This window comes from Candidatus Bathycorpusculum sp., assembly GCF_009778815.1.
Classification (GTDB): domain Archaea; phylum Thermoproteota; class Bathyarchaeia; order Bathyarchaeales; family Bathycorpusculaceae; genus Bathycorpusculum; species Bathycorpusculum hydrogenotrophicum.
In genome coordinates this window covers 1-11,480 of the sequence record NZ_WRFL01000068.1, presented here as the reverse complement: position 1 = coordinate 11,480, position 11,480 = coordinate 1, and the positions used below count along the sequence as shown (strand labels likewise).

11 protein-coding genes and 1 tRNA gene are annotated in these 11,480 nt (G+C 42.1%); 2 read left to right on the top strand and 10 right to left on the bottom strand.

Annotation, left to right across the window (positions count from 1 at the left end; all coding sequences use genetic code 11):
* Positions 1–359 precede the first annotated feature (359 nt).
* On the top strand, positions 360–809 hold the full coding sequence (locus tag FWF39_RS10485) for a hypothetical protein (protein ID WP_343383388.1): 450 nt from the start codon (positions 360–362) through the stop codon (positions 807–809).
* 370 nt (positions 810–1,179) lie between these two features.
* On the opposite strand, the gene FWF39_RS10480 is transcribed toward FWF39_RS10485, so the two are convergent.
* From FWF39_RS10480 to FWF39_RS10435, 10 genes are all read right to left on the bottom strand, one after another.
* Positions 1,180–1,256 (bottom strand) — tRNA-Ile (locus FWF39_RS10480).
* Between the two features lie 113 nt (positions 1,257–1,369).
* Positions 1,370–1,819, bottom strand: coding sequence for a hypothetical protein (locus FWF39_RS10475; protein WP_343383387.1), 450 nt, complete (start codon positions 1,817–1,819; stop codon positions 1,370–1,372).
* Positions 1,820–1,833: 14 nt separating this feature from the next.
* On the bottom strand, positions 1,834–2,931 hold the full coding sequence (locus FWF39_RS10470) for a hypothetical protein (RefSeq protein ID WP_343383386.1): 1,098 nt from the start codon (positions 2,929–2,931) through the stop codon (positions 1,834–1,836).
* A gap of 126 nt (positions 2,932–3,057) precedes the next feature.
* The gene (locus FWF39_RS10465; protein WP_343383385.1) at positions 3,058–3,318 is read right to left on the bottom strand and encodes a hypothetical protein; all 261 of its coding nucleotides are present in this window, start codon (positions 3,316–3,318) and stop codon (positions 3,058–3,060) included.
* A gap of 36 nt (positions 3,319–3,354) precedes the next feature.
* Positions 3,355–4,215: a DNA glycosylase gene (locus FWF39_RS10460; RefSeq protein ID WP_343383384.1), complete on the bottom strand. Its 861-nt coding sequence runs from the start codon at positions 4,213–4,215 to the stop codon at positions 3,355–3,357.
* 5 nt (positions 4,216–4,220) lie between these two features.
* A complete protein-coding gene (locus FWF39_RS10455) occupies positions 4,221–6,338 on the bottom strand; it encodes a GTP-binding protein (protein WP_343383383.1) in 2,118 nt (705 codons plus the stop codon).
* A gap of 153 nt (positions 6,339–6,491) precedes the next feature.
* Entirely contained in the window at positions 6,492–6,938 is a 447-nt protein-coding gene (locus FWF39_RS10450; RefSeq protein ID WP_343383382.1) for a hypothetical protein, read from the bottom strand.
* A gap of 39 nt (positions 6,939–6,977) precedes the next feature.
* The gene (locus FWF39_RS10445) at positions 6,978–7,730 is read right to left on the bottom strand and encodes a hypothetical protein (protein ID WP_343383381.1); all 753 of its coding nucleotides are present in this window, start codon (positions 7,728–7,730) and stop codon (positions 6,978–6,980) included.
* A gap of 604 nt (positions 7,731–8,334) precedes the next feature.
* Complete coding sequence (locus tag FWF39_RS10440; protein WP_343383380.1) at positions 8,335–8,922, bottom strand: isochorismatase family cysteine hydrolase; 588 nt, start codon at positions 8,920–8,922, stop codon at positions 8,335–8,337.
* Between the two features lie 46 nt (positions 8,923–8,968).
* Positions 8,969–10,024: a Xaa-Pro peptidase family protein gene (locus FWF39_RS10435; RefSeq protein ID WP_343383379.1), complete on the bottom strand. Its 1,056-nt coding sequence runs from the start codon at positions 10,022–10,024 to the stop codon at positions 8,969–8,971.
* 205 nt (positions 10,025–10,229) lie between these two features.
* Between FWF39_RS10435 and FWF39_RS10430 the strand changes: the two genes are divergently transcribed.
* Positions 10,230–11,480, top strand: a 1,251-nt coding sequence (locus FWF39_RS10430) for an aldehyde ferredoxin oxidoreductase N-terminal domain-containing protein (protein ID WP_343383378.1), incomplete at its 3' end; no start/stop codon positions are given.

Here is an 11,480-nt window from a genome sequence, read left to right as displayed (position 1 = left end):
GCGGAGTTGCCCGCTTTTAACTGTTTTTTCAGAACCACAATTTTTACATTCAACCATAACAGCCACCGGCTGAATTAATATAAACACACCCTACAATATATCTATTGGTCAACACTCTCAAAATTTTAAATCGGACAACCTCCGTGTTAGTACTGCAAGGAACACGAGAAACAGCGGGCTATTATAGGCTACGTAATGTTTTCTAAGATAGATAATAACTAAAATCCAATAACTAACCTGTAGCTTTATTCTGCTTTTAATATGCTCAGTTTTAATTTATAGATTACAAGTTTAAATATTCTATTGCTATAAATGCATGTTCGGTATGTAGATAACAAATCAAATGAGCGGTTAATAAAATGGTGAAAAGTTCAAAAAGAAATTTAATGCTCGTTCTTTTGGTCGTAGTTATAGTTTTAGCGGTTGCCAGTGTGATTGGTGTAATGTTTGTGCTTGGTGTGTTCAACGGGTTGGATCACTCCTCGGGTACATTTATAATGCAGGTTGAAAGTCGTACAAGTGGTGGATGGACATTTTCTGCTCAGAGTGCTCAAGGTTACAGCACTATTTTTCGTGATCTGAGTCAGGAAGAGTTGAACAAATTTTCGGTAGATAGCAGTATTGCTGAGGGTGAAATGCTGTTGATTTTAAGTCAGGATGATAATAGTCAATCCATCAACCTTAGTGAAGGGAAAATAACTCTGTCTGCTGAAGACCTTGGCATGGACATGTTTAATCCTGGTCGGGTCAGTATGCAGTTAAAGTTTAACGGCGCGAAAAATCTATCTGTGAATATTAGTTGGCGTTAATATCGCCACTTTCTTCTCTGTCATGTTCTCTCTTTTCCCTTTCGTCTTCTCTATCCTAGTTGCATCCTTTACCTGTTTGTATTGTATGGTATCCCGTTTGTTTTTTACAGCAAGATATACAGTAGTTCTTTGTCAAGGTTTGTTAGCTGTCTTCCTCATAGAACCAGTTATTGTTAGTAGTTTAGAAGGTTCAGCTAAGCTGTCCTAATGTCTCTGTGTATGTAGCAGATGAAACTTCACTGCTGATTCTCTTTGGTACATGTTCTGATATTTTTTGTATTCATCAAGTTTACTTCTACAGTTCCACTTGGTAGATGAAGTAAAACAGGAGAAGTAACAAAGACTGATTTAGGTTTAGAAAAGGTAGTTGTGGTGGGCCCGATCGGATTTGAACCAATGACCAACAGATTATGAGTCTGGCGCTCTACCTAGCTGAGCTACGGGCCCAAACATAACTGCTACATATTGCTATCCCAAACAGCATTTAAACATTTTCTGCCACTTTGATAAGTAACTAATCGATAAAAGGAAAACCCACATAATCAGCCTAATCAACACTTCTAGTTTCCCAAAATTGCCTGTTTGTTGCGTCGCCACAAAAGTAAACCTTCAGCTAAAAACAGTCCCGCCGCGCCAGCGGTAATTGGAACCAAATATAAAACCGCTAAACTTGGACTCAAATCTTGAAAGAAAAACTGAACCCCTAAAATTACAGATTCAACAATTAGTATACCAAAGAAAAAAAGGGAGTAACATATTAGACGAGGCACAAGGTTTTTGCCGACCCACACATGCCCAGTAACACTAGTTTTTTCCTTTGCAACGTATGTACCGTATACGGTTTTCTCGATTAAACCCAACGATTCCAACTTCTGTAATTGTCGATATGCGGTGCTTGGACTAGATAGATTGGTGCCGCGCATAACTTCGCGTGGTCCAACAGGCTTGTCTTCTTTAACCACAAAAGCATAAACACTCAATGTGTTACCTTCTAAATCTTCACAGCCCAAGCCATCTCCTCCATTTAACTCCTAGGTCTGATGAATGCTTCTGTGCCGTATTGATCAAGCTGAAACATTTGATTATCCGATAGAACGGTATTGTAGATGTAGCTATTCCCTATAGGTGTTAGACTGAGTTGCTTGAGTATCTCTGTATTTGTAAACGTATCAAGGAATGCGCTGTTCCCAACATCGCAATCTACATCCGCATCCGACATTGCACTAGCAAATGTTTGGATGATACCTGATCGGATAACATCAACAGGATTTATGAAACCATCCTCCGTTAGAGCAACACAATCCAATCGAACCTCCCAACTGCCTGAAATTACAAGCAAACGCGATTGCCCGGGTGCAAAACGATTGTCAAATGCGTTGTCTCCAATATCGACTACTCTGGTTGTCAAATAACCATCGTTCACACTAGTACCGTCGTCTGGTTGAAAGTACATATGATGATTAGCGATTGTTGCCGATCCACCGTAGGATGATCCATCGTCTGGTATGTCAATGGTAATCCGTCCAGTTACGTCAACCCATGTGCCGTTCATGTTTAAGTAGATATACGAGTTGGTGCCTGCATCGTTATAGACAGTTCGCTTGTAATATTCTACGCCCTCCATCCAGTATTCTTCTTGATATAAATAATTCCAAGGTGATTGAGTCATTGTGCCGTTCGCATCAAAGTATGGACAGGGACTATGCCAGGTTAGGTTATACCATATTCCATCAATCCACGCGCCCTCAGCTGTTCCGCCGTGGCCTCTACTCCCTTCACCATCAAAGATTGGTCCTGTCTCAGTATTATTTTGGATGTTCTGATCTGCCCAGAAATTTATTCCAACTAGAAGGGCTGTATAATCAGAGGGGTTAGTGGCATTGACAACTACATAGTAGTTTATTGTTGGTCCGTTGGTTTGGGTTATGGGCGTATCGGGATTTGTTACAGTAAAGTCAGCGTAGACAACATCAATGTTGATAGGTGTTATGGGTCCCTGTATGTGTGTAATCCAAGGTCGAATGTTTGAGTTTAGTTCTGATACAAGCAGAGGAGTTGCAGCCAAAATTCCAATCGAGATCGACAGTATTAGACATATGCTGATTTTTATTGTATTTTTCATGTTTTTCCCCTAAATGCATTTAGCCTAAAGCAACTATTAGCTCTGTTTACGGAACAACCCTGTTCCAAAGCGGAACATGTTTACCTATAAATAAACTGATGAAGAAACTAAAAATTTAGTTCCAATTCACTGATTTAGAGGTTTACCGAACCATTTTTCATACCATGTACTGTACATGTTGAGGCATTCCTGCTGGTATGTTGCTTTATCTTCTTCTTTAAGGCAACTAGCAAGTTCTAAATTATGTACAAGTTCATCTTTTGCTTCCTGTAGGGCCGAGTTTATGTCATCTAACATATCGTTGCCGCCGGTTGCGTAATCCTTTGTGGCCTGTCTCAAAAACGCTCTTTTCTGATTGATTAATTGATATATTTTGCCTTCACTCATATCTGCACCAGACAGGTATTTTGATTGCTAGCCATTTTAACGTTGTGTTCGCTCATAATGGTAGAGATATTCCTGAGCATAACCCGCATATCTGCCAAAATAGCCCCTCGCAAATTCGCCGATTTTTAAATATTCACCGTTAGTGAGCGAATTGTGACTCTGCATCTTTTTAACCATCTCCGAGGGTAGCTGATCTGCATAGTGATTTAGTATAACGCGTTTAACCCAAACATCCACCGGAAACGCCTCAAATTTCTCAAGCGAAAAAAGCAACACACAATCAGCAACTTTTAAACCCACCCCATAAAATTCCAACAATTGTTTTCGAGCATCCAAATAAGACCTGCCTTTCAGTGCGTTTAGGTCAATTTTTTCCTCGAGAATTTTTCTAGCCGTTAATTGCACATATTTTGCACGGTAACCCAAACCGCATTCCCTCAGACCACTTTCACTGGCCCAGGCTAAGCTCTCGATTGTGGGAAACAGATAGAACTCTTTACCATCAAACACCTGCTTTTTACCATACTTCTCAGAGAGCTTTTTGAGCATCTGCTCGATGGCTGCAATATTTTTGTATGCCGAGCAGATAAAACCAATAAGACATGACCATGGGTCCTGTCGGATAAGCCGCAATCCCTCAAACTGTGTTAATGCTTTTTTAATAAAGGAATCTTTAGCGACACATAGGCGGATATGTGTTAAATCATCGTTTAACCCAAAATAATGTCGCACAAACTCTTCTTTGGCACCCTCGAACTCGAGTTCATTGCCGACTTGGCGGATTTTTAGAACCGTTTCACCAATAACACCATACCACGTATCACCGGTTTTTTGCCAGCGAAACACCTGTCCGCAGCAAAGCGAGAAATCTAAATCAAAGGCAACCGTTAGATGCATGATTGTTAGAGCTCCATGAATTGTTCAGGTTTAGCAATATATTGGGGGAGTCCTTTTCTTTTTCGTATTTCTTTGATTGTTTCTTGGGCAAGTTTGGATGAGAGTTTTTCCCAGTGGTCAAACATGGATTGCCAAACTGCTCTGCCTGAGGTGGCTGAGCGTAGCTCTTTGGAGAGGCCAAAGGTTTCAGCAACTGGGATATACCCTGTGATCTGGGTTAGTGGTCCTTTTTGTTCGAACTGGATAACTTTACCCCGGCGAATATTGAGTATGCGGTTAGAGTCGCTTGCTAACTCAGAGGCTACTGATAATATGATTTTGTAGATGGGTTCTTGGAGGCTGGGGGTTGCAGTTAAAAAGCTGCCAAATATCGCTTTGCTTACCGCATGCTCAATCTCCGAGGCGGCTGCATTTGGGGCAAGTGCAAAGTCTATGAGTTCTACTTTGAGTTGATGTATGGGTTCACCGCAAAGAGGTCCTGCAGCGCATGCATACTTAAAACCTGCTTTGACTGCATCAAGAGTCTCTTTTGATACCTGTTGTGTTCTGCCCTTGACATCAACTAGTATATTCTGATATTCATCAGTAACCAAGATCTGACCCTTCTCCTCAGAGCCAACATCGTGCTCTAGTTTCGGTATAACCTGCACTCGGACATTGTTTTGTTTATCTGGACTTAATGCCAACGCAACTACCCCACTTTTCTGTGCGTACTCTCCATAAACAACCCGTGGAGAGGAAACCACCACATCAATACCCAATGTGTCTTTTAGTTCATTGATGGCGATTTCAAGGTGCAGTTCACCCATACCACTGAGCAAATACTCCCCCGTTTCCCTATCCACTACGAATTTAAGGTTGGGATCCTCCGAGACAAGCCGATCAAGTCCCTCCTGAAATGTTTCTATGTTCTTTGGATTTTTAGGCTCCACCACAAATGTTACCACAGCCTCCGAAACATAGTTGATACATTCAAACGGTTTCATATCCTCTTGGCGCGCGAAATCCCACAGAGTCTCCCCCGTCTCAACTTTTCCTGTCAAAGATAGAGAAACCAAATTGCCTGCCAAGACCGTCTCAACTTCCTCATGCAGAGCACCCATATCAACATAGACTGCTTGCGCCTCAGTCTCTCCCCGAGCTTCCACAAGATGAAGCTTGTCTCCCTTTCTGATTTTGCCCGAAAAAACTCGTCCTGTAACACGTGTGCCGTCATTTCCATCTGAATAAACATTAGTCACAGCCATCACAGCAGGCGCTTCATCACGGCATTCTCTTAGTGCTTCCCCGACTTGCGATTTGATGTTACCGCCCCAGATTTTTTCAATACGATAACTCTGAGCTTTATGTGGATTGGGTACCCTTCGAGTTACCATCTCAAAGATGGCCTCATAAACAGGTAACGCATCCGCAAGGTTAGCTGACCCGCCGCTTCTACAGGTGACCATTATATCGGAGAACTTTAATCCACGTTGCTTGGCCATATCATATGTGAAGCCCCAGCCGTAGAGTGCCGCACCAAACGCCACGTTTCCCGTAATAGCACTTATTTTCCATTGGTCTTTGCAAGAGGGTTCCGCGTAGATCTCAATTAGATCGTTAAAGCTTGTGATGATGTGGCCAAGCTTTTTCTGGATTGTTTTCTCATCTAGTTGAAGTTCGGTAATAAGGCGATCAATTTTATTGATAAAAAGTACCGGACAGACGCGCTCTTCTAGTGCTTGTCGAGTCAGGATTTCGGTCTGTGCCATAATTCCCTCTACCGCATCCACCACCACTACAGCCCCATCAATTACCCGGAGAGCTCGCGTAGTTTTGCCTGTGAAATCTACATGTCCGGGTGTGTCCACCAAGTTAACGAGATACGACTCGGATTGAGTGTTATAGAGCAGGGCAATGTTTGCAGTTTTTATGGTAATTTTTCGCTTCTGTTCTTCTTCAAGATAATCAAGTACACGTGCGGTTCCTGCCATTTGTGGAGAAAGAAGCCCTACTCCCGATAGCAAACAATCCGCCAAAGTAGTTTTACCATGATCAATATGTGCAATAATACCAATGTTGCGGACGCATTCTTTTTTATCCATCAATGCTTGAATTTGAGGAATCTGCTTAAACCGCGGCATGCTATAACCCACAACACAATCATAGTTGGAACCGGCACTCCTATTAGCCTTTTTATTTCTAACCCTAAAACAAAACAAGAGCTATGCCGAAAAATGTTGGTATTGGTTTTAATATGTCTGCACTTTAACCTTGTTATATGCTCTACTTTCTGTCTATTCTGGTCGTTTTGGGTTCAGTTTACGGTACAGTGCTAATCCTTCGAAGAGAAATAGTATCATTGCAACTGCGGTCATTACTGTTAAAAACAAGAAGCTAATCTCAATAACTAAATCCTTAATTAGAAAGCCAAGTAGTATTATACCAACTTCTGCGGCGAATGCGCCTATAAAAAAGAAGGAGTAAAACATCAATCGGGGCACGAGGTTTTTGCCGACCCACACATGTCCATTGATGGTTGCTTTCTCTTTTAGGATGTAGTCGCCGTAGCTGTTTTTCTCTATCAGACCCAAGTTTTCAAGTTTTTGGAGATGGCGGTGTGCGACGCTGGTACTGCTGAGTTCTGCGCCTCGGGTTACGTCTCTTGTTCCCACTGGCTTGTTTGCGTGGACGATGTATGTGTAGACGTTTAATGTGTTGCCTTCCAGTTCGTCGCTAGCCATATTTTTATCATCACTTAATATTGTCGTGCCTGTTGGAAATTATTTCCCTGAGCTGTATCTGCTACCAAATCCAAATGAATTCAAACCAAATCCAGTGTTTCCGCCCTTGTTCTTTGTCAGCTCTATATGCTGTATGTTTTGGTCGTTTGCAAAGCTTACAACTGTATTGTTGCCATCAAAGCTAACTGAACCTATGTATTTGATCTCGAGGTGAACTGTTTGTACTTCCAAGAATGCTTCGTATTCGTCGATATCTGTTGCACCTGAACGGCCACAACATCGTGAAGATGTCATTTCGCATATGTCATGTGGAGTGCCGTTAGTTGAGTTGAAGGCAGGGGCTGAACAGTTAAACAGGTATTCATTGAAAAACCCGAATAATTCAGTTGGAAATGACCCACTTGAAAAATCGGTCATGATGACGCTGAATGGTTGCTTTAACAGTTCTATGTTATCTGCGTAGAATGTCGCTTCAAAGTATTCCATTCGTGCTTTTGGTTGATGGCTTAGGGCGTTATCGTTGAGCGTGGTTTGATAGCTGATCTCATGTGTACGTATATACTCTGTATTGAGTATCTCTCCATTGGCTAGATCGATGGTAAAGTATGCACCGGTAATTTCTAGGTCAAGCCAAGGTTCACCATATACTTGGATTGATTCACCATATGGTTGGCTTGTCTGGGCGTTTGCATTCATAAGGATTGCCATGGGTGTAACTGTTGCTATTCCGATTGCTATGGCGAGTATGCTTAATGCGACTAGTTTTTTTTCGATTTTCATTTGATTTTTCACTGTTTCTTATACCCTCATGGAAACATATAATGCTCTCCCAAGAACAAAAGGGCTATAGAGTGTTCTCTCTGAGAACAGCTTAGAGCTAATTTCGTTCTGGAGAGAGAATTATTAGTTGTTTTAGTGTTTGAATGGTTGTGATAAAAATGGACGGCATGATGGTTTACCGGTTAATACTCATTGGGTCACTTGTTTGTAGTATAGTTGTTCTTTTTGGAGTATTTCTTGTTCAGCGGAAAAAATGGAAAACAGTCCAAACTGCTGAATTTAAACGACCAAAGAAACCCTAACACCAAAACAGTCATTTGCGGTTGGCGGTTGTAGTTATCACACTTTCAATTGTCTGCTTACGGTTTTTGCTGTTGTTAGTTGCCATTTTAGTATTTGCTTTTTTACTATGCCATTTCTGTCTCTTCCTTACAGAAGAGTACTTTTTGATTTGTGATTTAGATAGGTTGTTTGTATCGTGAACTCTTTCCTTAGTGTGGACTTATAGTCATTGTTCTCTATGCTTGAGCGTTTTTTAAGTGAACAGAAATAGTATTTGGTTATCTCCCTGTATCTTGGACGATGAGTTCCCCTGAGTTTGTTTCCAAAAATTAACTTAGCTTGCTAAATAGCTGTTTTTACTTGTTATTTCTTTGATTATGTTGTTGGTTGTCATAATTTTAGCGTTGTACACATATTCAAGATACATTAGGCCTTGTTGGTGGTTCTCATCAGAAAGTGCGTCTACTCCGTCTTCGGCCACAATGATGTGATAGCCTTGGAAAAATGCGTCTGCGGCTGTGTGGCGGATGCCGATGTTGGTCTGTACACCGCCTATCACTACCGATTTTGCTCCCTCGCCATCATAGAGGTTTTGTAGCAGAGGATCTAGGTCTGTTTCGTAGAAGCCGCTGTAGGCGCGTTTCTCAACGATGTAATCTACTTTTTGATCTGGTGATATTTCCGAGATGACTTCTGCGCCTTTGGTGTTTTTGATGGTATGACCTCTCCATTTTTGTGTCACTTCTACATCTTGAGGATAATGAGCATCAATGCAGTAAATCACTGGCACAGCGTTTTTGCGTGCTACTGCAATTAGTCTTTGCAGGGGTTTGATGACACTTTGGATGCGTTGCGCTTTGTGTGGTCCAGTAAAAAAATCATTTTGCATATCAACAAGAATAATTGCTGGATTATTAATCATAAAAATACCCATAGAAACATGGGTATACTCTGTTATTATTGGTTTTCTAGGGTGTGTAGGGGGCTTTGGTGAGTTTTTCAGCACCATTTTTAGTTACCAGTATGGTGTCTTCAATTCGAACTCCACCGTAGCTTGGCACATAAATCCCTGGTTCATTGGTCACTACATTTCCCGCTTCTAGTATATCGGAGCTGTTGGGACCCAAAATCGGGGCTTCATGAATCTCTAATCCCACACCATGCCCAAGATTATGCACAAAAAACTCACCCATATTTGCATCTTCGATTATTTGGCGAGCTACTAAATCAATTTCTTTAGCTGGTATGTGAGGTTTAATGTTTTCAAATGCTTTTTGTTGTGCACGCTTTACGGTTTCATAGATTTCTGTTTGCCTTTGGCTGGCTTTGCCGACGATAAAGGTGCGGGTGATGTCTGAGCGGTAAAACCGATATGTTGCGCCTAAATCAATAATCACAAAATCGCCCTCTTTTAGGGTTCTTTCTCCGACTCCGCCATGAGGATAAGCACAGCATGTTCCACAGACTGCTATGGTTTCAAACGCTGTTCCATCTGAACCTGCTCTGCGCATGGCATATTCGGCTTCAGCGGCTACTTGTCTCTCCGTAGTGCCTGCTTTGATTGTTTGTGCGGCGGCTTCTATGCCCTTATCTGCGATTCTACACGCTTCTTGAATATACTTGATTTCTGTTTCATCTTTGATTGAGCGTAGACTTCGGATTAGTTGGTTGTTGGATTCTAGTTTTTCTTCACTACCCACCGCTTTAGCCAATGCCCGCCAACTATCAATGGAGAGGGTATCTACTGATAGTTTTTCTCCTGTTGCGGTGTGATGTGCGATTTTTTCCATTAAATTTTCACCGCGTTTTAAGAGTTGTACTTGTGTGTCTCTAACTTCGGCTTTTGCCTGCTCATAATTGACCCCGTTTACAAAAAGCAACTTTTCGCCCTCTTGGGGGATAAAAAGAGCGGCGGCTCCTTGAAACCCGGTAAAATAGGTAATATTAACTGTGTTAAAAACCGCAAAGTTGGTAGCTTTGTTTTGATTTGCCGCGGCCTCTTTGAGTTTATCGATCCGTATCAAGCTATTTCCCGCCAAAACAAGGGCTGTGGGGCTGGTTTAAGTTTTCGCCTAACGATTTGTAGTTCCAAGTTTGATACCGTTAGCTAGCAAGTCTTGCATAATGATGCATACAAACCCATAAAAAAACATGAACTTTTACCATGGTTGCCCATTACCTTAATATACTGTTCAGCTTGTTCCTTATTTTTAAAACTCTGGAGATTAGATGTTGTTCGGCTACGCAGGAAGAGTCTTGTATGTCGATTTAACCACCGGCAAAACTCATACCGAAAAACTTTCTGAGGAAACCGCAAAGAAATACATCGGCGGTATAGGTTTAGGCATGCACTTTTACTTGTCTAACTCTAAAGCTCAAACGGCTCCCCTGAGCCCTGAGAATCCGCTTGTTCTATCTCTTGGTCCCTTTGCGGGAACCATGTTTCCAACAGGTGGCAACGGTCATGCCTTTATTTCAAAGTCGCCCCAAACAGGCGGAGTTGCCGAAGCTGTTAGTCATGGCACTTTTGGTACTGAGCTCAAACGTGCTGGATACGATGTTGTAATCATAACTGGTCAAGCAAAAAAACCGGTTTATCTCTGGATAGATGACGACTCGGTAAAGTTATCTGATGCCACTAAACTCTGGGGCAAATCTGCTGGAGAAACTGAAGACGTTCTTAGAGACGAATTAGGTGATTACTACATCCGTGTTGCCGCCATAGGGTTGGCTGGCGAAAAACAATCCAAACTAGCAACAATAGTAAACGATAAAACTCATGCGGCTGGCCGAACCGGCTTAGGCGCAGTTATGGGCAGTAAAAATCTTAAAGCTATTGCTGTGAGGGGAACTCATGATGTTGCGGTAGCAAAACCAACCGAATTCTTAGAGGTCGTACAGGATTTCCATGAACGCATGAAAGGTCCAGCAGCAAGTAAATACCGCACTATTGGCTCCATTGAAAATCTCACCGTAAACAACAATCTCACCTGTATGCCCACATACAACTATAGCGCCGCACAATTCCCAAATATAGCTCAAATTAGCGGCGAAATCCTAAATGAGCACTACATAACCAAAATCATAGCCTGCAACAGTTGCGCTATGCGCTGTGAACATGAAGCTATAATCCGTGACGGTATCTACAAAGGAACCATGACCCGACTCGAATACGACAACGTCTGGGCTCTTGGACCTAACTGCGGTGTAGATCAGCCTAACTTTATTATCAAAGCCGCTGAACGTTGCTACTACTACGGCCTTGACCCCGTAAGTGTTGGTGTGACGATTAGTTTTGTTATGGATTGCTATGAGCGTGGTTTGTTGTCTCAGGAGCAGCTTGATGGTGTGGATGCACATTTTGGTAATGCGGGTGCTGTTGTTAGTTTGGTTGATAAGATTGGTCGGCGTGAGGGTGTTGGTGAGTTGTTGGCTGATGGGGTGAGGGTTGCTTGTGAGCGGTTTGGGGTTTCTTGTGAG